Here is a 23,877-nt window from a genome sequence, read left to right on the forward strand (position 1 = left end):
TTACCTGCCTGAACCGGTCAATTCTCGCACCCGACCCCATCGCCGTCGCGGTCAAACTTTGGCTGCCACCCCGGGTCGCCTACCTGGATCGGTGCAGCACCGGCAGCCTTCACGGCATCGCAGTTCTCATAGTGGACATCCTCCGGGGCGGCCGGCACCGGATCAGGTGCAGGGGCTGAATCAGGTGCAGGGGCTTCTGCGGGGACCTGCACTGTCGCGGGAGCAGGTTCCGGTGCGACGATGACACCGCCGTCGGCAGGAACCGGCTGGTCAGGGCACGATGAGGTGAGGATCCCGCGGATCGCATCGGATTCGGCCTGGGTCATCCACAGCCCGTATTTGGCTTTCACTGCAGTCTGAAGGGCCACGTACTCACAACGGAATCCCTTGTTCGGTGGAAGCCACGTTGCAGCGTCACCGTCACCCTTGGCACCGTTGGAGGGGCCGTCCACGGCGAGAAGATTCAGCGGGTCATTGGCGAATGCCTCACGCTGGTTTTGTGCCATCTGCTGAGCCCCCTTCTGCCAGGCGTCGGAGAGAGCCACCACATGGTCGATCTGGACGGCATTGGAAGTACCTTCCCCGCGCACGAAGCTGATCACCGACCCCGTGAACGGATCCAGCAGGGTGCCGGAGGCGACAACACAGTTGTTCGTCCCCGGCTTGAGGCTCACCGATTCCAGGTCGCGCCGGAGAATATCGTTGCGCTGGTCGCAGCCGTTGCGGTCAACGTCCTTCCACGCGGGCCCAAACAGGTCCCGGTCGTAACCGGTCTTCGGTGCCCGGCCCTTGATCGGGATGGTGTCCAGCTGAGCCAGGGCGGTGCCGGCCGCTGCAGGCGCCGCCGCTTCAGGCTCCGGTTCGGATTCTGGCACGGCCTCAGGGGCTGGTTCAGTTTCAGGAGTCGGTTCAGTTTCAGGAGTCGGCGTCGGTTCAGATGTTCGGGCCGGGGTCGGTGTGGCGGAAGCCGACGGCGATGACACAGGTCCCGGTTCAGAAATCGGCGAAGTCTCCTCGAGCTCGGCGGCGGGAGCAAGGGTGGCGGCCACGATCAGGGTGACGACCGATGCGGCCACCGCGATGGCTCCGCCGCGCCGTCCGGCAGGGATCCTGGCCCAGGACCGCCTGCCGGTGATGAGGACGTACAAGCCGGTGAGCAGACCGGAGAAGGCCAGCAGTCCCAGTCCGGTGGTGACGCTGAAGAACATTGCGACTATGACCAGGAGACCCAGGATGGAACCGGTAACGATGGTCACCGTGCCGGGCTTCCGGCCTTGGGCGGGTTTGACGTCGGTCATAGGGCTCCTTTCCATAGCTGAATTCCCGCTTTAAAGATTAATCCGAGCCGGCAACCGCCGGGCACGGCCGCCGTCGGTGCAGGGCCCAGGCACCCGCACGGGTCCGGGGCACAGAAAAAGGGAAGGGGCGGAACCCGAAAGTCCCGCCCCTTCCCGCTGGTACCGGGGGTTTGGCTACGGCAGCAGATTAGGCCTGCAGGGTCACGATCATTTTGCCCTTGTTGGCGCCCTTCATCAGGTCAATAAAGGCCTGAGGAGCGTTCTCCAGTCCGTCCACGAAGGTCTCGTCGTAGCTGACCCTGCCGTCGTTGAGCCAACCCGACATCAGTTCGGCAAACTCGTCGGCGTACTGGTTGTAGCTTCCGACGATGAACCCGCGCAGCGTCAGTTCCTTGCCGATGGCCAGGGCGAGGTTGCGCGGGCCGGTGGGAGCGTCTGTGGTGTTGTACTGGGAAATGGCACCGCACATGGCAATCCGGCCGTACTTATTCATCACCGCAATGGCAGCTTCAAGGTGCTCGCCGCCCACGTTGTCGAAGTAGACATCGATGCCGTCTGCGCCGGCTGCCTTTTTCAGTGATTCCTTGACGGGCCCGTCGTGGTAGTTGAAGGCCTCATCGAAACCCAGGTCCAGCAGGCGCTGCACCTTTTCGGCTGATCCGGCGCTGCCGATGACCTTCTTGGCGCCCATAGCTTTGGCAATCTGGCCCACCAGGGATCCGACGGCGCCGGCGGCGCCGGAGACGAAGACGACGTCGCCTTCCTTGAACTCTGCAACCTTGGTCAGCCCTGCATATGCCGTCAGACCGGTCATGCCCAGCACGCCCAGGTAAGCAGACGCGGGGGCCGCCTCTGCGTCGATGACGCGGGCACGCTTGCCGTCCAGGACGGCGTAGTCCCGCCAGCCGAGGCCGTGCAGAACTTTGTCGCCGGGCCGGTGTCCCTCGGAACGGGACTCCACCACCTCGCCAATGGCACCGCCGTCGAGCGGGGCGTCGATCTGAAAGGGAGGCACGTAGGACTTCACATCGTTCATGCGGCCGCGCATGTAGGGATCCACGGACATGTACAGGTTGCGCACCAGGACCTGGCCGTCTTCCAGCTTGGGCACGGGCACCTCGGCGAGCCGGAAATTCTCGTCCGCGGGCCAGCCCTCGGGGCGGGATGCCAGCTGGATTTCGCGACTGGTCTGGGGGTAGTCGGTCATGAAAATGCCTTCCTGTTCGGGACCCGGAGGTCCGTGGGGTATGGGGAAATCTCAGGCTGCAGTGAACCTGTCCGTCAGTGGGCGGCGTCCCGCAGGGCCCGCGTGACTTTGGCAAGCGTTTCCTGCAGTGCCTGCAGCTCTTCCGGTTCCAGTCCCGCGGCTTCAGCCACCCGCTGCGGCAGGTCCAGTGCTTGGGCCTGCAGGGCACGGCCGTTTTCCGTCAGGTGGATGTCGACCCGGCGTTCGTCGGCGGTCGAGCGTTTCCGCACCACCAGCCCGGCGGCTTCCAGCCGTTTGAGCAGGGGTGAGAGCGTGCCGGAATCCAGTTCCAGGGACCGGCCCAGCTCTCTGACACTGCTGCCGTCCTTTTCCCACAGCACCGTCAGCACCAGGTATTGCGGGTAGGTCAGGCCCAGCTGATCCAACAGCGGCCGGTACACCGCGGTGGCTGCCCGGGATGCCGAGTACAGGGAAAAGCAGACCTGCCGGTGGAGGGAATCACTCATCGGCCCAACCTAGCCCACAACTGAGTTGTGCACAACCGAACGGGCGGCTGTTTTTGGATGCACTGCTGTTTCCGCCCGGATGTCTGCAGGATGCCCCGGCCCGTTGACTGTGTCCGGCAGCGGGGGCAGAGTCGGCCACATGCCGCCTCCACCTCCGACAGACCCGCCGCCTCCGCCAGCGGGTGCACCGATCGAGAGCCCTGCCATCCGGTCGACCGGACTCCTGGTGAAGCGCGGCGGAACCACAGCACTGGATGGCCTGACCGTGGCGGTTCCCCGGGGGCAGGTCGTAGGGCTTTTAGGGCCCAGCGGCAGTGGCAAAACCACCTTTATGCGGGCTGTGGTGGGCACCCAAAGGATCACAGAAGGCACCGTCCAGGTACTCGGTTCCCCCGCCGGCAGCCCGGACCTGCGACGCAGAGTCGGCTACCTGGCCCAAGGAGCCGGCGTCTACGACGATCTGAGCGTCCTGGAAAACCTGCGCTACTTCGCCCGGATCCTGGGAGCCCCGGCCACTGACCCGGAACGGGTGCTTCAGGAAACCGATCTGGGCGGGCAGGCCGGACAGCTGGCCGGCAGCCTCAGCGGCGGCCAGCACCGCCGGGTCTCGCTGGCCGTGGCCCTGCTGGGCACCCCGGAGCTGCTGATCCTCGACGAACCCACGGTGGGACTGGATCCGGTCCTGCGCCGGGACCTGTGGAACCTCTTCGCCACGCTGGCCTCGCGCGGCGTGAGCCTTCTGGTGAGCAGCCATGTGATGGACGAGGCCAATCGGTGCGGCCGGATCCTCCTGCTGCATGAGGGGCGGCTGCTGGCCGACCTGACGCCGGCAGAGCTATTGGAACGCACCGGCGCCCCCGATGCCGACACGGCCTTCCTCACCCTCTTGGGAGCTACATGAAACCGCCTCTGGCACTGGCCACGGCGGCACGGGTGCTGACGCAGATCCGCCACGATCCACGGACGGTGATCCTGTTGCTGCTGGTGCCGAGCCTGTTGATTGGCCTGCTGGCCTGGATTTTCGAAGACACCGACGTATTTGGCGACCTGGGACCGGCACTGCTGGGGCTGTTCCCCTTCATCGTGATGTTCCTGGTCACCAGCATCACGACCCTGCGGGAACGCCGCTCCGGCACCCTGGAACGCCTCATGACGATGCCACTGGGGAAGTTCGATTTCATCGCCGGCTACACGCTCGCCTTCGGGCTGCTGGGCATGGTCCAATCCCTGATTGCCTCCGCCTTCGCCGTCTTGGTCTGCGGGCTCGACGTCGAAGGAAGCCTCTGGTTGCTGGTCACGGTGGCGGTGGCCGATGCGGTACTCGGTGCCACCCTGGGCCTGTTCGTCAGCGCCTTCGCCGGTACCGAGTTTCAAGTCATCCAGTTCATGCCGGCCCTGGTGTTTCCCCAGATCCTGCTGGGCGGGATCTTCATCCCCCGGGACCGGATGCCGGCGGTCCTGGAAGCGGTGTCCGACTGGCTTCCGCTGTCGCACGCCGTGGAGGCACTGAACCTTGTCGCCGACGGCAGCGGCTCCACGGCGGAAGTCATCCGCGAAATCGGTATCCTGGCCGCCTTTGCGGTGGTCTTTGTTGTCCTGGGCGCCGTCACCCTGCGCCGCCGCACAGCCTGAGGTGTCAGCACGGGGGAAGGCGCAAAGGGAAGGCACAGCGCCGATTTTCTTACCCGCCTTCCCCCGCCCTAAACTACTGGTATTCCGGCAGCAGCTGGTGTCAGGCGTGGGCAAAAAGGCACCGTAAGGGAGTTGATAGGCATGGTGGGGCGGGGCGATCCGCTGGGGGAAATGGAAGCGGGAATGGCGGTGGATCTGTACCGCGAAGATGACCACTACATCCTGCACGCCGACCTTCCGGGGCTGGACCCCGGATCGCTGACCCTCGATGTGGATGGACAGCTCCTCACCCTTCGGGGCCACCGCACCCTCGGAGATTTTTCCGGAGCGAAGTGGCTGGTCCGGGACCGCCGCCGCGGTCTGATTGAACGGCACATCCTGCTGGGCGACAACGTCAAGACTGCAGACATCAGCGCGCACTACACCTGCGGCGTCCTCAATGTCCTGCTGCCGGTCGATCCGGACCGCCCGCGGCGGAAGATCCCCGTCCGGTACGGCTCCGGTTAGAGGACGTCCGTTCCATCCACCCGCACGTACACAGGGTCGCCGGTCCTCTTCGCTGAGACGGCGGCCTTGGTGGCCCGCAGGGCTGCAGTCACGGACGGGGCAGCGGCATAGGAGAAGAACAGCAGGGTCCGGTAGCGGCCGCCTGAACCGCCCAGCTGGCCGTCGCGGTGGACCGGAGCCGGTCCCGGCGGGTCCTCCAGCGGCGCCGGCCCCACCACCCGGGTTTCCACCGGCAGGTCCAGGCGGGGAACAAAAGCCGTGAGCGCCTCACGGGACCCGGTGAGCTCGGCGTACCGAACGGCAGGCGGCAGGCCCAGTTCCCGGCGCAGTTCCAGCTCGCGTTCAGCGGCTCCGGCCGGATCCCAGCGCAGCAGGTGGCCCACGGTGGCGGTGTCATCGGCAGTGACCACCACCAGGCCCTTGTCTCCGGCAGGACGGACCAGTGCCGCGGCGCTGAACCAGCGGCGCAGCGTCTCCTCGCCTGCCCGCAGCGATTCCCGGGACATCATTGCGTTGCCGTCCAGCAGAACGGCGGCCGCATAGCCGCCGGCAGCCACGGGCTCGGCACCCGGCGTCGCGACCACCAGCGCCGGAGCATCGGGCACCTCGGCCCGAACATGGTCCCCCGCGGAGGATATGACTGTCACGGAGGGGAAGGCCCGGCCGAGCTCCTCGGCGGTGCGCCCCGCTCCCGCGGCAGAACCGCGCAGCTGCGTCCCTCCGCAGTTGCCGCAGCTCCACACCGGCTCCGGCCGCCCGCACCAGCGGCACGCCGGAATGCCGTTGCGGCTGGCCAGTCCCAACGGACCGGCGCAGGCCCGGCAACGCGCCGGCTCCCTGCACTCCTGACAGGACAGCGCAGGAGAAAAACCGCTGCGGGCCACCTGTACCAGCACCGGACCGCGGGTCAGTCCGTCCTGTGCCGCCTTCCATGCCGCGTGGGGAATCCGGGCGCGGGCCGCCAGCGGGTCGCGCTCCATATTGAAGGAATCGGCTGTGCTGACCACGCGTGGTGCCAGCGATCGGACTGTACTGCGTTCGGCAGTGATGCTGGCGGCCCAGCCGCTGGCCACGAGCCGCTGGGCTTCAGTGCTGCGCGAATGCGAGGCCACCAAAAGTGCAGTGTCTTCCTCGGCGGCACGCAGCAGCAGGACATCACGCACGTGCTGGTACGGCGCACGCTGCTCGGCGTGGAGGTCATCGGCGTCGTCCCAAATCACCGCCAGCCCCAGATTGCGCACCGGCGCATAAGCAGCGGAACGGGTACCGATCACCACCTGCACGTCTCCGTGCAGGACCTTCAAAAAGGAACGGTACCGGGGCGTGGCCCCGTCGTCGGCGGTCAGCCGCACATAGGCGTCCGCACCGATGCGGGCGGCCAGCGCTTTTTCCAGCCGGGCAAGGTCCTTGGCATCGGGAACCACGACGACGGCGCCCCGGCCGGACAACAGGGTTGATGACACGGCGGCCGCAATTTCCTCGGGCCAGGCTCCGGGTCCAAACCCGCCCAGGGAGGAGAGCGCTGCCCGGGGACTGTGTCCGGCCGCCAGATGCGTCAGGAACCGCGGTCCGTGCGGATAACGCGCCCAGGGATTGGGGCCGGAGCCTTCCGGACCGAAGGCTGCATCCTCATCAGACGCGGCCGCTTCCCGGGCCTGCACAGTGAATTCTTTGTCCACCCGCGCCGCACGCGGCGGGATGGCCACGCGGAGCACGTCATGCACGGTACCGGAGTAGCGGGCCGCCACGGCCTCGGCCAGCCTCAGGATCTGCGGGGCCAGGACCGGCTGCGGAGACACGACTTTCCCCAGCGCAACCAGCCGGGACGAGGTGTCGGCCTGTGCCGTGCGTTCGGTAATGAAACCGGCCAGTTCCTGACCGCCGAACCGCACCTTGACCCGGGCGCCGGGCACTGCGTCTTTGTCCAGGTCCGCGGGCACCAAATAATCGAACGGGCGGTCCAGGTGCGGCAGCGGCGAGTCCAGCAGGACCCGTGCCACCGGCAGTGCAGGCGCCGCAGGCTGCGTCCCGAGGCTCCGGGCCGGCGACACGAAGCCGTGCAGCAGGGACAACTGGCCATTGTCGCTGTCCGGTTCCCGGGGCATAGGTCCGCTTAGGCGTTGAAGTAGCTGCGGAGGTCTCCGGCCCGGTCCTTGCGCTCCCAGGTGAATTCGTCGTCTTCACGGCCGAAGTGGCCGTTGGCGGCGGTCTTCTGGTAGATCGGGCGCTTCAGGTCCAAGGCGTTGATGATGCCCAGCGGGCGGAGATCGAACACTTCCTCAATGGCCTGCGCAATGCGCACCGGATCCACAGTTTCGGTGCCGAACGTCTCCACGTAGATGCCCACCGGGTGTGCCATGCCGATGGCGTAGGCAACCTGGATCTCCGCACGGCGGGCCAGTCCTGCGGCAACAACGTTCTTTGCCACCCAGCGCATGGCATAGGCTGCGGAACGGTCAACCTTCGACGGATCCTTGCCGCTGAAGGCACCGCCGCCGTGGCGGGCAAAGCCGCCGTAGGTGTCCACGATGATCTTTCGGCCGGTCAGGCCTGCATCGCCCACCGGGCCGCCGATAACGAAGGTACCGCCCGGGTTGACGATGTGATTGACCCGGGACGTGTCCAGGTCGGTGCCTGCCAGGACAGGCTTGATGACGTGGGTGGCCAGGTCGGCACGCAACTGCTCCAGCTCGACGTCGGCCGCGTGCTGCGAGGAGATCACCACGGAATCCACGGAAACCGGGCGGTCACCGTCGTAACCGATCGTGACCTGGGTTTTGCCGTCCGGACGAAGGTAACCCAGTGTGCCGTCCTTGCGGACGGCTGTCAGACGCTCGGAGAGCCGGTGTGCCAGCCAGATGGGCGTGGGCATGAGGACTGAGGTTTCATCAGAGGCATAGCCGAACATGATGCCCTGGTCGCCGGCGCCCTGAGCATCCAGGGGATCTCCGGTCCCGGCCCGGTTTTCCACGGAGTTGAAAACCCGGGAAGCAATTTCGGGTGACTGCTGGCCGATGGAGACGGACACGCCGCAGCGGGCGCCGTCAAAGCCGTTGGCCGAAGAGTCGTAGCCGATGCCCAGGATGGTATCCCGCACGAGCTGGGGGATCTCGACGTAGCCTTCGGTGGTGACCTCGCCGGCCACATGGACCAGGCCGGTGGTGACCAGCGTCTCCACCGCCACACGGGATTCGGGGTCCACCTTGAGCAGGCCGTCCAGGATCGCGTCACTGATCTGGTCACAGATTTTGTCCGGATGACCCTCAGTGACGGATTCCGAGGTGAAGAGGCGCAGCCCGTCGCGGGCAGCCGAAAGTGCTGAAGTATCTGGGAAAGTCACGACATTTACTCTACTTGGTCCGGGCCGGGTTGCCGGAATTGGGCTTTGATGGATTGGTGTGACTTATGCCGGCCATGGCCGTTCCCGCCGTCGGGGGCTGAAGTCAGCGGACGGGAAGAGCTGCTTCCAGTTCCTGTTCGATGCGGCCGATAATCCGCTGCGCAACGTCGGTTTTAGTGCCCGTGTAGCTGGGCGGCGGGACGGACTCTGAATCCTGCGGTGAAAGCAAGGTCACTTCCGTGCTGTCCTGGCCGAACACCAGGGAGGTGCCAACCCGGTTGAGTACCAGCAGGTCACAGCCCTTGCGCTTGAGTTTCTGCCGGCCGTAGTCCAAAACGTCAGCGGAGCCGTCACCGGTTTCCGCGGCGAAGCCCACAATGAGGGCCGGCCGGGCCGTTCCCGCGGCGGCTTTACTGCGCTGCTGTACGGCTTCGGCGAGAATGTCCGGGTTACGGACCAGGGTGATCACCGGATCAGCGCCGTCGTCGCGCTTTTTGATCTTGGTGTTGGACTGGGTGTCGGGGCGGAAATCCGCCACCGCCGCAGCCATAATCAGTACGTCCGAGTCCACAGCGGCGGCGTGCACCGCCTCCCGGAGCTCCAGTGCTGTCTCCACGCGGGTGAGCTCTACGCCGTCGGGGGCGGGAACGTCCATGTGGGCGGCAATGAAGCGGACACGGGCTCCTGCATCGAGGGCCGCCCGGGCCAGTGCGGCCCCCTGCTTCCCCGAGGATCGGTTGCCCAGGAACCGGACCGGATCCAGGGGCTCGCGGGTGCCGCCGGCGGTGACCGTGACGGTCTTGCCGTGCAGCGGGCCGGGCAGGGCCGCAGGATCCTCCGGCGGGGTTGCCGCAGCAATGGCCGCGGCGAAAATATCTTCGGGGTCAGGTAGCCGGCCGGCACCGGAATCTGTGCCGGTCAGCCGTCCCACGCCGGGTTCCATAACCAGCGCTCCCCTGCTGCGCAGGGTTTGCACGTTGGCGCGGGTCGCCGGGTGGGCCCACATTTCCGTGTGCATGGCAGGAGCAAAAAGAACCGGTCCCCGAGCCATGAGCAACGTGTTGGTGAGCAGGTCATCGGCCTGCCCGGACGCGGCACGGGCCAGCAGGTCCGCCGTGGCGGGAGCCACCACAATGAGATCCGCCTCATGCCCGAGCCGGACGTGGTTGACCTTCTCCACCTCGTCGAACACCGAACTGGAGACAGTGTTGCCGGACAGCGCTTCCCAAGTGGCCACTCCCACGAACCTCTTGGAGGCTTCAGTGGGAATAACCGAGACGTTGTGTCCGGCCTCAGTGAAAAGACGCAGCAGCGACGCGGACTTGTAGGCGGCGATCCCGCCGCCCACACCCATAACTATGCGCACCGCTGCTGCTCCTGACCCTGACCGCGCGGGTCAGCTGTTGTTATTTGCCGGCGAATCTACTCTGCGGATTCCACGGGGCGGCTGACCAGCATGCCCTCATTGATTTCACGCAGGGCGATGGAAAGCGGCTTCTCGTTCAGCTTGGTTTCCACGAGCGGGCCGACATACTCGAACAGGCCTTCGTGCAGCTGCGAGTAGTAGGCATTGATCTGGCGGGCGCGCTTGGCGCCGTAGATGACCAGTGCGTACTTCGAGTCGGCTACGTTCAGCAGGTCGTCGATCGGCGGGTTGATGATGCCTTCAGAAGCAGTAGACACAAATTCTCCAAAATTCTTGATACGGGATGTGGCGGTTAGTCAGCTCTGGCGCGGACTGATTCCCATGAGTGATACAAGCTCAGCTGCTGCCCGCTGTACGTCATCATTTACCACGGTGTGATCGAACTCGGGCTCGGCAGCAAGCTCCAGTTTAGCTGTTTCCAGCCGTTGCTGCTGCTCTTCGGGTGTTTCGGTGCCCCGCCCCACCAGCCGTCGGACCATTTCATCCCACGACGGCGGCGCCAGGAACACGAAATTCGCCTCAGGCATTGACGCTTTAACCTGCCGGGCGCCCTGCAAATCAATCTCCAGGAGCACGGACCGGCCCTCGGCCATGGCCGACTCTACCGTGCTGCGCAGCGTGCCGTAACGGTTCCGGCCGTGGACGACGGCCCACTCCAGCATTTCGCCCTTTTCCACCATCGAATCGAACTCGTCGGCGGAGACGAAGAAGTAGTGGACACCGTTTTCTTCTCCCGGGCGCGGGGCGCGCGTGGTGGCGGAAACAGACAGCCACACCTCCGGGTAGTTGTCCCGGATAAACGTGGAGACTGTGCCTTTGCCAACTGCGGTTGGACCTGCAAGAACTGTCAGCCGCGGTTGCGACACTGAGGACCTTCTTTACTCTCGATGTGATTCGGCCCCGACGGTGCGGCCGCAGCGGGAGCGGCCTAGTCGGTTGCCAAAAGTTCTATCAGCGCCTTGCGCTGGTGGACGCCCAGACCGCGTACTCTCCGGGTCGGGGCAATACCCACGGTAGTCATTATTCCAGCTGCGCGGCGCTCTCCAACGCCAGGCAGTGCCCGGAGCAGATCCACGACCTTCAGCCGGCCCACGGCTTCCTCCGAGGAGCGGGACAAAATGACCTCTTCCACGGACATTTCACCGGTCTTGATCTTGGCTTTGATGTCGGCCCGGACGGACCTGGCGGCTGTCGCCTTCTCCCTGGCCCTGGTGCGTTCATCGTCTGTCAGTGGCTTGAGGTTCAAAAGACCCTCCCGGGCAAGGACTGGCCCGGCACGGCGGCACGTAACGCAGCTGCGGTGCTGGGGCGGTGCTGGTGTATGGGGGTACGGAACGAACCTATCCGTAACCGAACCGTAATTGCAATGCGCCGCGCTACCCGATCCTTAGCCGGCCAGCCCCGCCAGGGTCTGCCGGGCGGCGCCCCTCAGTGCCGCCGGCGAGGGACCGGCCTTCAGAATGTCCCGGCTTGAGGTTGCCAGCACGTTGGGATAGGCAGCGCCGAAGGTGGCCCGAAGGTCCGCCCCGGTGGCCCCCTGGGCGCCCAGACCCGGGGCAAGGACGGGCGTGTGGGCAGCGGCGAGGTGGATGCCCAGCTCGGTCAGGGCCGTCCCCACGGTAGCTCCGATCACCAGGCCGGTGGAGCCCAGCTGCCGGCTTGCACCGGCTGCGGCCGCCCGCCCCAGCTCGCGGCTGTTTTCAGCCGCCGCGGCGTCCACAATCCCTGCTGCCACGGAGTGGTCCCCGCCCACGTGCTGGACCGAGGCCCCTTCGGGGTTGGAGGTCAGTCCCAGGACAAACACACCGCGCCCCGAGGCCTGTGCAAGATCAAGGGCCGGGCGCAGCGACTCGAACCCCAGGTACGGGCTGACGGTGAGCGCGTCCGCCGCCAGGGCTGACCCGTCCCGCAGCCAGGCGTCTGCGTAGGCAGCCATGGTGGAGCCGATGTCCCCGCGCTTGGCGTCGGCAATGCTGAGCACGCCGGCGTCGGAGCAGGCGGCCAGCACCCGTTCCAGGGCGGCCAGGCCGGCGGATCCGTGCCGTTCAAAGAGGGCCACCTGAGGCTTCACGGCCGCGGCCTGCTCCCCCACCGCCTCCAGGACGGTGAGGGAGAAGCGCTCCAGGGCGGCGGCGTCGTCGTTCAAGCCCCAGGCAGCCAGCAGGCCCGGATGCGGGTCAATGCCAACGCACAGCTGCCCGCGGGTGTCCATGGCCTCCTGCAGTCGCGCCCCGAACGACGGGCGCGCCGGGGCAGGCACCGCGTCGGCTGCCGGCTCAGGCATGTGTTCAGACACCCGATGAAGCCTTCAGCTTGGCAGCGTGTTCCTGCAGCGACGTGACGTCCCACTCGTAGGAACGCATGGCCTCGATGGCCTGCACGGCAGCGCCGAATTCGGAGACCGTGGTGACCACCGGGCAGCCGATGGAGGTGGCGGCGGCACGGATTTCGTAGCCGTCACCGCGTGCCTGGCCGCCGGAGGGCGTGTTGACCACCAGGTGGATTTCTCCGGCGGTGATCAGGTCCGCGACTGTGCCCTCACCGTTCGGTCCGGTGCCTTCGCTGACCTTGCGCACCGTGGTGGCGGTGATGCCGTTGCGGCGCAGGACTTCGGCGGTGCCTCCGGTGGACAGGATCTCGAATCCGAGGTCCACCATCAGCTTGACGGGCATGATGATGGACCGCTTATCCCGGTTCGCCACGGAGACGAAAATCTTGCCCTCCGTGGGCAGTGCCGAGTTGGCGGCCGCCTGGGACTTGGCAAAGGCCGTGTCAAAGTACTTGTCGATGCCCATGACCTCGCCGGTGGAGCGCATTTCCGGGCCGAGCAGGGAATCCACCACGGTGCCCTCGGGGGTCCGGAAGCGGCTGAAGGGCAGCACTGCTTCCTTCACGGCCACCGGAGCGTCCAGCGGCAGCACCGATCCGTCGCCGACGGCGGACAGCTTGCCGGCCGCGCGCAGCTCGGCAATGCTCTGGCCGGTGCCGATCAGCGCCGCGGCCTTGGCCAGCTGCACGCCGGTGGCCTTGGAGACAAACGGCACGGTCCGCGAGGCCCGCGGGTTCGCTTCGATGACGTACAGCACGTCCGAGGCGAGGGCGAACTGGATGTTGATCAGCCCGCGCACGCCCACACCGGCGGCAATGATCCGGGTGGCTTCACGGACGCGGTCAACGACGTCGGTGCCCAGGGTGATCGGCGGCAGGACACAGGCGGAGTCGCCGGAATGGATGCCGGCCTCCTCGATGTGTTCCATGATGCCGCCCACGTAGAGGTCGGTGCCGTCGAAGAGGGCGTCGACGTCGATCTCGATGGCGTCTTCCAGGAACCGGTCCACCAGCACCGGGTGGTCCGGGGTGATTTCCGTGGCATTGGTGATGTAACGCGAGAGGTTCGCCTCGTCATAGACGATCTCCATGCCGCGGCCGCCCAGCACGTAGGACGGGCGCACCAGCACGGGGTAGCCAATCTCGTCGGCAATCTTCTTGGCATCGTCGAAGGAGACTGCGGTGCCGTTCTTCGGGGCGATCAGGCCGCCCTCATCCAGCACGCGCTGGAAGGCCCCGCGGTGTTCGGCCAGGTCAATGGCTTCGGGTGAGGTGCCCAGGATCGGCACGCCGGCGTCCGCCAGGGACTGGGCCAGCTTCAGCGGCGTCTGCCCGCCAAGCTGGACGAACACGCCGAGGACTCCCCCGGTGCGCTGCTCCGCGGCGATGACCTCCAGGACGTCCTCGAGGGTCAGCGGCTCAAAGTAGAGGCGGTCGGAGATGTCATAGTCCGTGGACACCGTCTCCGGGTTGCAGTTGATCATGACCGTCTCGTGGCCCGCTTCGCGCAGCGCCATGGTGGCGTGGACGCAGGAGTAGTCAAACTCGATGCCCTGTCCAATCCGGTTGGGTCCGGAGCCCAGGATGATGATGGACGGCTTCTTATGCTGCGCCACCTCATCCTCCTCGTCATAGGAGGAGTAGTGGTACGGCGTGTAGGCAGCGAATTCGGCGGCGCAGGTGTCCACCGTCTTGTAGACCGGGCGGATGTTCAGCGCATGCCGGACACCGCGGATGACGGCTTCGGGCGTGTTGGTCAGGGCGCCGATCTGTTCGTCGGAGAACCCGTGCCGCTTGGCCAGGCGCAGGATTTCCTCGTTGACGGTGCCCGCACCGGAGATTTCCGCGGCCACCTCGTTGATCAGCTGCAGCTGGTCCAGGTACCAGGGATCAATGCCGGTGGCTTCGTAGAGGTCCTCCACGGTGGCGCCGCCCAGCAGTGCCTGCTGGACCTGCTTGAGCCGGTCCGTGGTGGGCCGCTTGGCGGCCTCGATGAGTCCGGGGACGGCGTCGGCGGCAACCGGAGCGAAGGACAGCGAGGCGCCCTTCTGCTCCAGGGAGCGCAGCGCCTTTTGCAGTGCCTCGGTGAAGTTGCGGCCAATGGCCATCGCTTCACCCACGGACTTCATGGTGGTGGTCAGGGTGGGATCGGCGGCCGGGAACTTCTCGAACGCGAAGCGCGGAACCTTCACCACCACGTAGTCCAGGGTGGGCTCGAAGGAGGCCGGGGTCTTCTTCGTGATGTCGTTCGGGATCTCGTCCAAGGTGTAGCCGAGCGAGAGCTTGGTGGCGATCTTCGCGATGGCGAAACCGGTGGCCTTGGAGGCCAGCGCCGAGGAACGGGAGACGCGCGGGTTCATTTCAATGACGACGACGCGGCCGGTGTCCGGTTCGATGGCGAACTGGATGTTGCAGCCGCCGGTGTCCACGCCAACCTCGCGGATCACGGCAATCGCGATGTCGCGCAGCTTCTGGTATTCGCGGTCGGTCAGCGTCATGGCCGGGGCCACCGTAATGGAGTCGCCGGTGTGCACGCCCACCGGATCGAAGTTCTCGATCGAGCAGACAACCACCACGTTGTCATTCTTGTCCCGCATCATCTCCAGCTCGTATTCCTTCCAGCCGAGGATGCTCTCTTCGAGCAATACCTCGGAGGTCGGGCTGTACTGGATGCCGGCACCTGCGATGCGGCGCAGGTCTTCGGCGTTGTAGGCCAGGCCGGAGCCAAGACCGCCCATGGTGAAGGAGGGGCGGACCACCATCGGGTAGCCCAGCTTCTCCGCGGCAGCGAAGGCTTCGTCCATGCTGTGCACAATGATCGACTCGGCCGATTCAGCGCCGCAGCGCTCCACGACGCCCTTGAACTTCTCGCGGTCCTCACCGAGTTCGATGGCGGCAATGTTGGCGCCGATCAGCTCCACGTTGTACTTCTCCAGCACACCGTTCTTGTCCAGGGCAATGGCGGTGTTCAGCGCCGTCTGCCCGCCAAGGGTGGGCAGCACGGCATCGGGGCGTTCCTTGGCGATGATCTTCTCAACGACCTCGGGCGTGATGGGCTCAACGTACGTGGCGTCGGCGAACTCCGGGTCGGTCATGATGGTGGCCGGGTTGGAGTTGACCAGGATGACCCGCAGGCCTTCCTCCTTCAGCACGCGCAGTGCCTGCGTGCCGGAGTAGTCGAATTCGGCGGCCTGCCCAATAACGATCGGGCCGGAGCCGATCACCAGGACGGACTTGAGATCGGTTCTGCGGGGCATTAGCGGGATTCCTTGTTCTTGCTGGAGGCCATGAGGTCGACGAAGCGGTCGAAGAGGTAGGCGGAGTCGTGGGGTCCGGCAGCGGCTTCGGGGTGGTACTGGACCGAGAAGGCGGGGATGTCCAGGCAGGCGAGGCCTTCCACCACGTTGTCATTCAGGGACACGTGGCTGACTTCAACCTTGCCGAACCGGGATTCCGGCGCGGTGACGGGACCGTCCAGCGGCGCGTCAACGGCGAAACCGTGGTTCTGGCTGGTGATTTCCACCTTGCCGGTGCGGCGGTCCAGGACGGGCTGGTTGATGCCGCGGTGTCCGTAAGGCAGCTTGTAGGTGCCAAAGCCCAGGGCGCGGCCCAGGATCTGGTTGCCGAAGCAGATACCGAAGAAGGGCGTCCCGGTGTCCAGGACGTCGCGGAGCAGCTGAACCTGGTCATCTGCCGTCGCCGGGTCGCCGGGGCCGTTGGACATGAACACGCCGTCGGGATTGAGGGCCTGCACATCCGGGAGGGTTGCAGACGCGGGGAGGACATGGACCCGGACGCCGCGCTCGGCGAAGCGGACCGGAGTCATGGACTTGATGCCCAGATCCAGGGCGGCCACGGTAAAGCGGGGCTCCCCCTGCCAGCCGTGGTCCTTCGGCTCAATGACGTAGGCGGCTTCCACGCTGACTTCCTCAGCGAGGCGGGCGCCGGCCATGGACTCCTGTCCTCGAACGTCGGCGAGCAGCTCGGCGTCGGGGCGGGAGGCATCGGCGCCGGAGAAGATACCGGCCTTCATCGCGCCGCGCTCACGCAGGTGGCGGGTGACGGCGCGGGTGTCCACGCCGGAGATGCCGACGACGCCCTGGGCGCTGAGTTCCTCGTCCAGGGTGCGCTCGGAGCGCCAGTTGGACGGGCGGCGGGCCGCGTCACGCACAATGTAGCCGGCCACCCAGATGCGCCGTGATTCGGCGTCGTCGGTGTTTACTCCGGTGTTGCCGATGTGCGGTGCGGTCTGCACCACGAGCTGGCGGGCATAGGAGGGGTCGGTGATGGTTTCCTGGTAGCCGGTCATGCCGGTGGCAAAGACGGCCTCGCCCAGGGCCGTTCCCTCGGCGCCGTAGCTGCGGCCGCGGAAGGTGCGGCCGTCTTCAAGCATCAGGACAGCTGCGGTGGATGAGGTGGTGGGGACGGTCACAGTTGTTCCTCGCTTGTTTCTGACGGCTCAGCCGGCAGGAGTTCGGTGATCGCTGATACCAGCGGTGTCTTCTCTTCGGGGGTGCGGTTGCGGAAGCCCGTGTCCACGGAGGCGGAACCCAGCTTCCAGGTGATGATGACCAGGCCTTCCTTTTCCACGAATTTTCCGGCCATGCCCCGTTCCAGGCGGACCCCTTCGAGGTCCTCTCGCGGAATCCAGACGTCGGGAGCGCCGCTGCGCACCAGCAGCACGCCTTCATCGAAGACGGCGGCGGTGGCGTTGGACTTCACGCCCAGGCCGTAGACGGCGATTCGGTCCAGCCAGTCCCCTGCCGTGGTGGTGCAGACGTACTGGCCCAGTGCCTGGAACCGGGGAACTTCGAGGCCGTCGGGCATCGGCACCGGCCGCTGCACGTTTTGCTGGCGCTGCTGGCGTCCGCGCCAGCTCCAGGCGAAAAGACCCAGGAGCACCAGGATCAGGGCAAGCGTGCCCAGAGCAAATATCACGCGATCCATGCGGACTCCTCTGCGGAAACGGGGTGAGGTGTGTTGAGGTCGGCATTCAGGACCGTAGGGTGGCCGGCGAAGAAGGTTGCCTGCACAACGCCGGGCAGTTCCAGCCCGGCAAACGGTGAGTTGCGTCCCTTTGAAGCCATCTTAGAAGGGTCCACGGTGCGTCGCGCAGACGGGTCCACCAATATGACGTTGGCCGGTTCCCCGGATGCCAGCGGCCGGCCCTGGGTTTGCACGCCGCCGATGGCAGCAGGAGTGAGGGAAGTCACGCGGGCGAAGCCTTCCCAGTCCATCAGTCCGGTCTCGATCATGGCGTGCTGGACCACGGAGAGTGCGGTTTCCAGCCCCGTCATGCCCATGGCGGCCTGCGCCCACTCGCATTCCTTGTGTTCGGAGGGGTGCGGGGCGTGGTCGGTGCCCACGATGTCGATGGTGCCGTCGGCCAGGCCACGGCGCAGTGCCTCGACGTCGGCTGCAGTGCGCAGCGGCGGGTTGACCTTGTACACCGGGTCATAGCTGCGGACCAGGTCGTCGGTGAGCAGCAGGTGGTGCGGGGTTGCTTCGGCGGTGACCTTGATGCCACGCTCCTTGGCCCAGCGGATGATCTCCACGGAACCGGCGGTGGAGACGTGGCAGACGTGCAGCCGGGAGCCGGTGTGACGGGCCAGCAGCACGTCGCGGGCAATGATGGACTCCTCCGCCACGGCGGGCCAGCCGGCCAGCCCCAGGACGGCGCTGACCTCACCCTCGTTCATCTGCGCACCCTCGGTCAGGCGGGGCTCCTGCGCGTGCTGGGCGATGACGCCGTCGAACGCTTTCACGTATTCCAGCGCGCGGCGCATCAGCACCGGATCCGAGACGCACTTGCCGTCATCGGAAAAGACGCGGACCCGTGCGCGGGAGTCGGCCATGGCGCCAAGCTCGGCCAGCCGCTCCCCCTCCAGGCCCACGGTCACGGCGCCCACCGGACGCACATCCACCCAGCCGGACCGGCGGCCCAGGCTCCAGACCTGCTCCACCACGCCGGCGGTGTCCGCCACCGGATTGGAGTTGGCCATCGCGTGGACGGCGGTAAATCCGCCAAGAGCGGCGGCCCGGGTGCCGGTTTCGACGGTTTCGGCGTCTTCGCGGCCGGGCTCACGCAGGTGGGTGTGCAGGTCAACCATGCCGGGCAGTGCAATCAGGCCTTCGGCCTCAATGACGACGGCGCCTTCCGACGCTTCGAGAGCGGGTCCGACGGCGGAGATCAGGCCGTTGGAGATCAGAAGATCGGCGGTTTCCCTGCCGAGCAGGGAAGCGTTGCGGATCAGATATGTTTTCGGTTCGGGGGGCGTTGTCACTATGCGTTCTCCAGGGTGGCGGGAGCGGCGGGGGTGTTCTCCCCGGCCAGCAGAAGGTAGAGGGCGGCCATGCGCACGGACACGCCGTTGCTGACCTGTTCCAGGATGGTGGCCCGCGGCGAATCGGCTGCACGGGAGGAGATCTCCAGGCCGCGGTTCATCGGGCCCGGGTGCAGGAGGATGGTGTCCGTCAGGCCGAGGGTGTCCAGGCGGCCGAGCCGGACGTCGTCAAACCCCCAGCGCCGCGAGTACTCGCGGACGGAGGGGAAAAACGCGGAGTTCATGCGTTCGCCCTGGACACGCAGCATCATGACTGCGTCGGGGCCGGTTTCCAGGGCCTCGTCCAGGTCATAGCTGATCTCGCACGGCCAGGATTCGACGCCGAACGGCAGCAGCGTGGGCGGAGCCACCAGCGTCACCGATGCGCCCAGGGTGCGCAGCAACCACAGATCGGAGCGGGCAACCCGGGAATGCAGCACATCGCCCACAATGACCACGTGCATCCCGGTGAGGTCGGTGCCGGTGGACGCCGTCCCGTGCAGCCGCGCCCAGTGCCGGCGCATGGTGAACGCGTCCAGCAGGGCCTGGGTGGGGTGCTCATGCGTGCCGTCGCCGGCGTTCAGCACGGCGGCGTCAATCCATCCGGAGCCGGCCAGGCGGGCCGGCGCGCCGGAGGAACCGTGGCGGATCACGACGGCGTCGGCACCGATGGCGGCGAGGGTCTGTGCAGTGTCTTTCAGGGATTCACCCTTGGAGACGGAGGATCCCTTCGCGGAGAAGTTGATGACATCGGCGGAAAGGCGCTTTGCCGCGGCTTCAAAGGAGATGCGGGTGCGGGTGGAATCTTCGAAGAACAGATTCACCACGGTGCGTCCGCGCAGCACGGGCAGTTTCTTGACCTCGCGCTGGGAGACAGCCGCCATTTGTTCAGCGGTGTCCAGGATGGCCAGGGCGTCGGTGCGGCTGAGGTCCCGGGTAGAGAGCAGGTGCTTCACAGGGTGCCCTCGATAACCACTTCGTCCACGGCCGGGGAATCGGTTTCGTGCAGGTGCACGCGGACCTTCTCCGTGGAGGCAGTGGGCAGGTTCTTGCCCACGTGGTCCGCGCGGATGGGCAGTTCGCGGTGGCCCCGGTCCACAAGGACGGCGAGCCGGACAATGCGGGGCCTTCCGAGGTCCGTGAGGGCGTCCAGCGCGGCGCGGATGGTGCGGCCGGAATAGAGGACGTCATCAACGAGGACCACCACTTTGTCATCGATTCCGGAGAGCGGAACTTCGGTGGCGTGCGGGGTGCGGGTGGGTTGGCGGGCCAGATCGTCACGGAACATGGTGACGTCAAGCTGCCCTACGATGGCGGCGGGATCCACTGACGGATCCGCGGCGGCGATTCGGGCGGCGAGCCGGCGGGCGAGCGGGTAGCCCCGGCGCGGGATCCCCATTAAGACGAGGTCTGCGGCGCCTTTGTTGGCTTCCAGGATTTCATGTGCAATCCGGGTAAGCGCGCGGTCAATATCAGCTGAAGCCAGAACGGTGCGTGCGGGTGCGGATGCGCCCGGCGGGTTGGACAAGTCCATATTCTGCCTCCTCCTTCCCCGCCTCACAGGACGGAATTTAAAGGGTGAATGCCTGATCAAGCTATCACGGTGGGCGGGGTGGGCACTCAGTGTGTCTCCGTCTGTTACGGCCGCCGCAGCGGACCCGGCAGGGCGCCTGTGCTCCGCGACAGGATCCGGCGACCCCCCTATCCACGCCGAATGTCGCCACTGCGGGAACTTTTCCTTTTATGGTTGGCATATGACAGGCGCAACTTTATGACCAGCCGCGGCCCCGAGGACTTCCCCGCCCGGGACCGGGTTCCGGTGACCCCGCAGGCTGGTTTCCTGCAGCCGGCCAGGGTGAAACCGCCGGGTGCCGGACCGGTGCCCGTGCAGCCGCTGTGGTCCGCGCCGCCGAAGACAGGCAAGGGAACCGCCGTCACCGTCCTGCTGACCGTGGGCGCGTCGGTGGCATTGCTGGCGGTGGCCTGGTTCCTGTGGTGGCAGCTGGGTACTGCCGCCTTTGCGCTCTGCGGCATCCTGGCGCTGGTACCCCTGGGAATTTGTCTGCTGGGGCTGCGCTGGGTGGACCGGTGGGAACCGGAACCGCGCTCGGCACTGCTGTTTGCGTTCCTCTGGGGCGCCGGAGTGTCAGTGGGCATCGCCCTGCTTGCGGGCCCCTACGTAGCCCGGCTGTTCTACGCGCTCCTGCCCGGGTTCGCACCGGAGTTTATCGGCCCTGTCCTCGAGGCTCCGGTGGTGGAGGAAATCGCCAAGGGACTGGGCGTGCTGATTCTGGTGTTTGTGCGGCGCAGCCATTTTGACGGGCCGGTGGACGGCGTGGTGTATGCAGGAACGGTGGCAGCGGGTTTTGCCTTCACCGAAAACATTCTGTACTTCGGGTCGGCGCTGATTACCAGCGGCGAGTTCGGAGCGCAGCTGGGGTTTGTCTTTGTGCTTCGGGGGCTGTTCTCCCCCTTTGCGCACGTATTGTTCACCTCCGCCATCGGACTGGCCCTGGGGTTCGCTGTCCGGCGCGGCGGCACCGCCCGGATCGCTGGCGCTTTTTTCCTGGGCCTTTTGGCCGCCATCGTGGGCCACATGTTCTGGAACGGCGGCACGGCGCTGGTCTCGGGAGACTTCTTCGCCTTCTACTTCCTGCTGCAGGTGCCGCTGTTTGGGCTGGCCGTCACGGGAGTCCTCCTGCTGCGCCGTGCCGAGCAGCGGCTTACCCGGCAGCGGCTGGGCGAGTATGCAGCCGCGGGCTGGTTCACGCCCCAGGAGGTGCTGATGCTCTCCACCCGCGCCGGCAGGCACCAGGCGATGGCTTGGGCGGGCAGGTTTGGAGCCCGCCGCATCATGAAGACGTTCATTGCCGAGGCCACGCGCCTGGCACTGACCCGCCAGCAGATTGCTGCCGGCCGCGATGTGGCCGCCAACCAGGCAACCGAGCGGACCCTGCTGCAGGACATCACCCGCACCCGGTCAATGATGCTGGCCCGTTCCGCCGGTACGGCCCGGGGGCTGGTCTAACAGGCAGGAACCGCGCCGCCGACGGCAGCAAAAAGCCCGCCACGGCTCCCCCCTAGGGGAGGCCGCGGCGGGCTGTTGCTGTCACAGCGCCCTGCAGGAGCTGTCTCCTGCCGGCGGTTTAGGCCAGCAGCGAGGGCTTCAGCTGGTGAAGCCGGCTCAGCAGTCCGTTGACGAAGGACGGTGACTCGTCCGTGGACAGGGTCTTGGCAAGCTCAACGGCTTCGCTGATCGCCACCTTGTCCGGCACGTCGTCGTTGTACAGCAGTTCCCAGGCGCCGATGCGCAGGATGATGCGGTCCACGGACGGCATCCGTTCCAGCGGCCAGCCCTGAGAATAGGTGCTCAGGAACTCGTCGATGGTCTCCTGCATGGAGACCACACCCTCCACCAAATCCATGGTGTAGGGGTTGATCGTCTGATCGGTCTGTTCCCTGCGGGCCTTGATCATGTCAAAAGCCGATGCTGAACGCTGTTCAGCTTCAAACAGAACTTCCAGTGCCCGGGTGCGGGCCTTAGTGCGTGCACTCACTCGTTAACGCGTCCCAAATAATCGCCGGTGCGGGTGTCTACCTTTACCTTGGTGCCCTGTTCCAGGAACAGCGGAACCTGGATCTCGTAACCGGTTTCCACGGTGGCGGGCTTGGTGCCGCCGGTGGAGCGGTCACCCTGCAGGCCCGGTTCCGTGTACGTGATTTCCAGGACCACGGACGGGGGCAGCTCGATGTACAGCGGGGAACCCTCGTGGATGGCGATGGTCACCATCATGGATTCGAGCATGAAGTTGGCATTGTCGCCCACGATGGTGCCCGGCACGGTCAGCTGGTCGTAATCCGAGGTGTCCATGAAGACGTAGTCTTCGCCGTCCTGGTACAGGTACTGGTAATCCCGGCGGTCAACGGTGGCCGTTTCGATCTTGATGCCGGCGTTGAAGGTCTTGTCCACTACCTTGCCTGAACGCACGTTACGCATCTTGGTACGGACAAACGCACCACCCTTGCCCGGCTTCACGTGCTGGAACTCGATGATGCTCCAAAGGTTGCCTTCAAGCTTCAGCACGGTGCCGTTCTTGATGTCGTTGGTCGTCGCCACAGTTTCTCTTTCGTTGATTCGCCAGGTTTCGTTTTAAGTCCGTCGACCATTCTACCCGCTCCGGAGACCTACAGGCTGAGCCGGATCCCGCCCTGCGGCTCGGAAGCGATCTCCTGGTACGCGGCAAACAGCAGCGAGGTGTCCGGAACTTCCAGCATGGAGGGCTTGGCCAGCCCGTCCAGGACCACAAACCGCAGCAGGTCGCCGCGGGACTTCTTGTCCCGCCGCATGCCGTCCAGCAGAGCCGACCAGCGGTCCTTCCGGTACGTGACAGGCAGTCCCAAGGACTCGAGAATCGTTTTGTGCCGGTCCGCGGTGGCGTCGTCGAGCCTGCCGACAGTCCGGCCCAGTTCGGCGGCGAAGACCAGTCCCACGGAGACTGCGGCGCCGTGGCGCCACTGGTAGCGTTCGGCCAGTTCGATGGAGTGGCCCAGGGTGTGGCCGTAGTTCAGGAACTCACGGCGTCCGGCTTCGCGCAGGTCGGCAGAGACAATTTCAGCCTTGACCGCAACGGAACGCTCCACGAGTTCGCGCACCACGTCGGAGGCGCCGTCGCCCACGGCGTCCGGATTTCCCTCCACGAGGTCCAGGATGGCGGGGTCGGCGATGAAACCGCATTTGATGACCTCGGCCATGCCGCTGAGGAGCTCGTTTTTGGGCAGGGTGGCCAGCGCGTCCAGGTCCGCGAGCACACCTGCGGGCGGGTGGAAGGATCCCACGAGGTTCTTGCCCTCGGCAGTGTTGATGGCGGTTTTGCCGCCCACCGCCGCGTCCACCATGCCCAGCAGGGACGTGGGGATATGCACCACCTTGATGCCGCGCAGCCAGGTGGCTGCCACAAAGCCGGCCAGATCGGTGACAGCGCCGCCGCCCACCGCAACAATGGCGTCGGAACGGGTGAAGTCGTTCTGGCCCAGTACCTGCCAGCAGAACGAAGCCACCTGGATGTGCTTGCCCTCTTCGGCATCGGGGATCTCGGCGGTCACGGCAGTCAGGCCGGTGGCGGCAAGCTCGTCCCGCACCGTGTCTCCGGTGGCCCGCAGGGCCCGCGGGTGGATGACCAGTACCCGGCGCACCCGCTCCCCCAGCATGGCCGGGAGGCGGTCCAGCAGACCGTTGCCGATGACGACGTCGTAATTGCTTGCGGGGCTTTCGCCGCTCACCGGGATAACGGTGGGATCGGAGGCCATGTG

The 23,877-nt window shown here is 66.2% G+C and carries 23 protein-coding genes; 4 read left to right on the forward strand and 19 right to left on the reverse strand.

Translation table 11 applies throughout. The annotated features are described in order from the left end of the window. Window positions 1-17: 17 nt before the first annotated feature. The 3 genes from KG104_RS10530 to KG104_RS10540 all read right to left on the reverse strand — a co-directional run bounded on the left by KG104_RS10530 (window position 18) and on the right by KG104_RS10540 (window position 3,011). The gene (locus KG104_RS10530; RefSeq protein ID WP_237686885.1) at window positions 18-1,298 is read right to left on the reverse strand and encodes a GmrSD restriction endonuclease domain-containing protein; all 1,281 of its coding nucleotides are present in this window, start codon (window positions 1,296-1,298) and stop codon (window positions 18-20) included. A 187-nt stretch (window positions 1,299-1,485) separates the two neighbouring features. Beyond that, the gene (locus KG104_RS10535) at window positions 1,486-2,505 is read right to left on the reverse strand and encodes an NADP-dependent oxidoreductase (RefSeq protein WP_104054065.1); all 1,020 of its coding nucleotides are present in this window, start codon (window positions 2,503-2,505) and stop codon (window positions 1,486-1,488) included. 74 nt (window positions 2,506-2,579) lie between these two features. After that, the gene (locus KG104_RS10540; RefSeq protein ID WP_104054064.1) at window positions 2,580-3,011 is read right to left on the reverse strand and encodes a MarR family winged helix-turn-helix transcriptional regulator; all 432 of its coding nucleotides are present in this window, start codon (window positions 3,009-3,011) and stop codon (window positions 2,580-2,582) included. Window positions 3,012-3,276: 265 nt separating this feature from the next. Here KG104_RS10540 and KG104_RS10545 point away from each other — a divergent pair, with 265 nt between their 5' ends. From KG104_RS10545 to KG104_RS10555, 3 genes are all read left to right on the forward strand, one after another. Then, window positions 3,277-3,912: an ABC transporter ATP-binding protein gene (locus tag KG104_RS10545; RefSeq protein WP_307858982.1), complete on the forward strand. Its 636-nt coding sequence runs from the start codon at window positions 3,277-3,279 to the stop codon at window positions 3,910-3,912. Beyond that, the gene (locus KG104_RS10550) at window positions 3,909-4,643 is read left to right on the forward strand and encodes an ABC transporter permease (protein ID WP_207346982.1); all 735 of its coding nucleotides are present in this window, start codon (window positions 3,909-3,911) and stop codon (window positions 4,641-4,643) included. Before KG104_RS10545 ends, KG104_RS10550 begins: the two co-directional genes overlap by 4 nt. Window positions 4,644-4,784: 141 nt before the next feature. Beyond that, entirely contained in the window at window positions 4,785-5,150 is a 366-nt protein-coding gene (locus KG104_RS10555; protein ID WP_207346983.1) for an Hsp20/alpha crystallin family protein, read from the forward strand. Here the strand turns inward: KG104_RS10555 and KG104_RS10560 are convergent. From KG104_RS10560 to pyrR, 13 genes are all read right to left on the reverse strand, one after another. After that, window positions 5,147-7,255, reverse strand: a complete 2,109-nt coding sequence (locus tag KG104_RS10560) for a primosomal protein N' (RefSeq protein ID WP_207346984.1) — start codon at window positions 7,253-7,255, stop codon at window positions 5,147-5,149. The genes KG104_RS10555 and KG104_RS10560 overlap by 4 nt on opposite strands. 8 nt (window positions 7,256-7,263) lie before the next feature. Continuing rightward, a complete protein-coding gene (gene metK, locus KG104_RS10565; protein ID WP_104054059.1) occupies window positions 7,264-8,490 on the reverse strand; it encodes a methionine adenosyltransferase in 1,227 nt (408 codons plus the stop codon). A 103-nt stretch (window positions 8,491-8,593) separates the two neighbouring features. Next, window positions 8,594-9,856: a bifunctional phosphopantothenoylcysteine decarboxylase/phosphopantothenate--cysteine ligase CoaBC gene (coaBC, locus tag KG104_RS10570; protein ID WP_207346985.1), complete on the reverse strand. Its 1,263-nt coding sequence runs from the start codon at window positions 9,854-9,856 to the stop codon at window positions 8,594-8,596. A 56-nt stretch (window positions 9,857-9,912) separates the two neighbouring features. Further along, window positions 9,913-10,173, reverse strand: a complete 261-nt coding sequence (gene rpoZ, locus KG104_RS10575) for a DNA-directed RNA polymerase subunit omega (RefSeq protein ID WP_104054057.1) — start codon at window positions 10,171-10,173, stop codon at window positions 9,913-9,915. Window positions 10,174-10,212: 39 nt separating this feature from the next. Then, entirely contained in the window at window positions 10,213-10,782 is a 570-nt protein-coding gene (gene gmk / locus KG104_RS10580) for a guanylate kinase (protein WP_104054056.1), read from the reverse strand. Between the two features lie 62 nt (window positions 10,783-10,844). Beyond that, a complete protein-coding gene (mihF, locus tag KG104_RS10585; protein WP_104054055.1) occupies window positions 10,845-11,162 on the reverse strand; it encodes an integration host factor, actinobacterial type in 318 nt (105 codons plus the stop codon). 141 nt (window positions 11,163-11,303) lie between these two features. Next, on the reverse strand, window positions 11,304-12,200 hold the full coding sequence (gene pyrF, locus KG104_RS10590; protein ID WP_207347191.1) for an orotidine-5'-phosphate decarboxylase: 897 nt from the start codon (window positions 12,198-12,200) through the stop codon (window positions 11,304-11,306). A gap of 4 nt (window positions 12,201-12,204) precedes the next feature. After that, a complete protein-coding gene (gene carB, locus KG104_RS10595; RefSeq protein WP_104161205.1) occupies window positions 12,205-15,501 on the reverse strand; it encodes a carbamoyl-phosphate synthase large subunit in 3,297 nt (1,098 codons plus the stop codon). Continuing rightward, the gene (carA, locus tag KG104_RS10600) at window positions 15,501-16,637 is read right to left on the reverse strand and encodes a glutamine-hydrolyzing carbamoyl-phosphate synthase small subunit (protein ID WP_104054798.1); all 1,137 of its coding nucleotides are present in this window, start codon (window positions 16,635-16,637) and stop codon (window positions 15,501-15,503) included. Before carA ends, carB begins: the two co-directional genes overlap by 1 nt. A 35-nt stretch (window positions 16,638-16,672) precedes the next feature. Next, window positions 16,673-17,191, reverse strand: a complete 519-nt coding sequence (locus KG104_RS10605; protein WP_104054053.1) for a PH-like domain-containing protein — start codon at window positions 17,189-17,191, stop codon at window positions 16,673-16,675. Further along, window positions 17,179-18,528, reverse strand: coding sequence for a dihydroorotase (locus tag KG104_RS10610; protein ID WP_207346986.1), 1,350 nt, complete (start codon window positions 18,526-18,528; stop codon window positions 17,179-17,181). Before KG104_RS10610 ends, KG104_RS10605 begins: the two co-directional genes overlap by 13 nt. Further along, window positions 18,528-19,523, reverse strand: a complete 996-nt coding sequence (locus KG104_RS10615; protein WP_104054051.1) for an aspartate carbamoyltransferase catalytic subunit — start codon at window positions 19,521-19,523, stop codon at window positions 18,528-18,530. The genes KG104_RS10610 and KG104_RS10615 overlap by 1 nt, the downstream gene beginning before the upstream one ends. After that, a complete protein-coding gene (pyrR, locus tag KG104_RS10620) occupies window positions 19,520-20,101 on the reverse strand; it encodes a bifunctional pyr operon transcriptional regulator/uracil phosphoribosyltransferase PyrR (RefSeq protein ID WP_104054050.1) in 582 nt (193 codons plus the stop codon). The genes KG104_RS10615 and pyrR overlap by 4 nt, the downstream gene beginning before the upstream one ends. 237 nt (window positions 20,102-20,338) lie before the next feature. On the opposite strand from pyrR, the gene KG104_RS10625 reads away from it, so the two are divergent. Further along, window positions 20,339-21,595 carry a PrsW family intramembrane metalloprotease gene (locus KG104_RS10625; protein ID WP_207346987.1) on the forward strand — a complete coding sequence of 419 codons (1,257 nt, stop codon included), beginning with the start codon at window positions 20,339-20,341 and terminating at the stop codon, window positions 21,593-21,595. Between the two features lie 118 nt (window positions 21,596-21,713). Here KG104_RS10625 and nusB read toward each other — a convergent pair whose 3' ends face one another. The 3 genes from nusB to aroB form a co-directional block, all read right to left on the reverse strand. Continuing rightward, window positions 21,714-22,124, reverse strand: coding sequence for a transcription antitermination factor NusB (nusB, locus tag KG104_RS10630; protein ID WP_104054048.1), 411 nt, complete (start codon window positions 22,122-22,124; stop codon window positions 21,714-21,716). Beyond that, window positions 22,121-22,684 carry an elongation factor P gene (gene efp / locus KG104_RS10635; protein ID WP_104054047.1) on the reverse strand — a complete coding sequence of 188 codons (564 nt, stop codon included), beginning with the start codon at window positions 22,682-22,684 and terminating at the stop codon, window positions 22,121-22,123. Before efp ends, nusB begins: the two co-directional genes overlap by 4 nt. Before the next feature lie 68 nt (window positions 22,685-22,752). After that, window positions 22,753-23,874: a 3-dehydroquinate synthase gene (aroB, locus tag KG104_RS10640; protein WP_207346988.1), complete on the reverse strand. Its 1,122-nt coding sequence runs from the start codon at window positions 23,872-23,874 to the stop codon at window positions 22,753-22,755. Window positions 23,875-23,877 lie beyond the last annotated feature (3 nt).

The sequence above is a fragment of the Arthrobacter sunyaminii genome (assembly GCF_018866305.1).
Lineage (GTDB): Bacteria > Actinomycetota > Actinomycetes > Actinomycetales > Micrococcaceae > Arthrobacter_B > Arthrobacter_B sunyaminii.

What these genes read in the sequence shown, in the direction of transcription:
- KG104_RS10605 (WP_104054053.1), bottom strand. Translation starts at nt 17,191, where the DNA reads ATGGATCGCGTGATATTTGCTCTGGGCACGCTTGCCCTGATCCTGGTG.
- pyrR (WP_104054050.1), bottom strand. Translation starts at nt 20,101, where the DNA reads ATGGACTTGTCCAACCCGCCGGGCGCATCCGCACCCGCACGCACCGTT.
- KG104_RS10530 (WP_237686885.1), bottom strand. Translation starts at nt 1,298, where the DNA reads ATGACCGACGTCAAACCCGCCCAAGGCCGGAAGCCCGGCACGGTGACC.
- carA (WP_104054798.1), bottom strand. Translation starts at nt 16,637, where the DNA reads ATGCTTGAAGACGGCCGCACCTTCCGCGGCCGCAGCTACGGCGCCGAG.
- KG104_RS10625 (WP_207346987.1), top strand. Translation starts at nt 20,339, where the DNA reads ATGACCAGCCGCGGCCCCGAGGACTTCCCCGCCCGGGACCGGGTTCCG.
- KG104_RS10540 (WP_104054064.1), bottom strand. Translation starts at nt 3,011, where the DNA reads ATGAGTGATTCCCTCCACCGGCAGGTCTGCTTTTCCCTGTACTCGGCA.
- aroB (WP_207346988.1), bottom strand. Translation starts at nt 23,874, where the DNA reads ATGGCCTCCGATCCCACCGTTATCCCGGTGAGCGGCGAAAGCCCCGCA.
- pyrF (WP_207347191.1), bottom strand. Translation starts at nt 12,200, where the DNA reads ATGCCTGAGCCGGCAGCCGACGCGGTGCCTGCCCCGGCGCGCCCGTCG.
- carB (WP_104161205.1), bottom strand. Translation starts at nt 15,501, where the DNA reads ATGCCCCGCAGAACCGATCTCAAGTCCGTCCTGGTGATCGGCTCCGGC.
- KG104_RS10535 (WP_104054065.1), bottom strand. Translation starts at nt 2,505, where the DNA reads ATGACCGACTACCCCCAGACCAGTCGCGAAATCCAGCTGGCATCCCGC.
- KG104_RS10550 (WP_207346982.1), top strand. Translation starts at nt 3,909, where the DNA reads ATGAAACCGCCTCTGGCACTGGCCACGGCGGCACGGGTGCTGACGCAG.
- KG104_RS10560 (WP_207346984.1), bottom strand. Translation starts at nt 7,255, where the DNA reads ATGCCCCGGGAACCGGACAGCGACAATGGCCAGTTGTCCCTGCTGCAC.
- KG104_RS10555 (WP_207346983.1), top strand. Translation starts at nt 4,785, where the DNA reads ATGGTGGGGCGGGGCGATCCGCTGGGGGAAATGGAAGCGGGAATGGCG.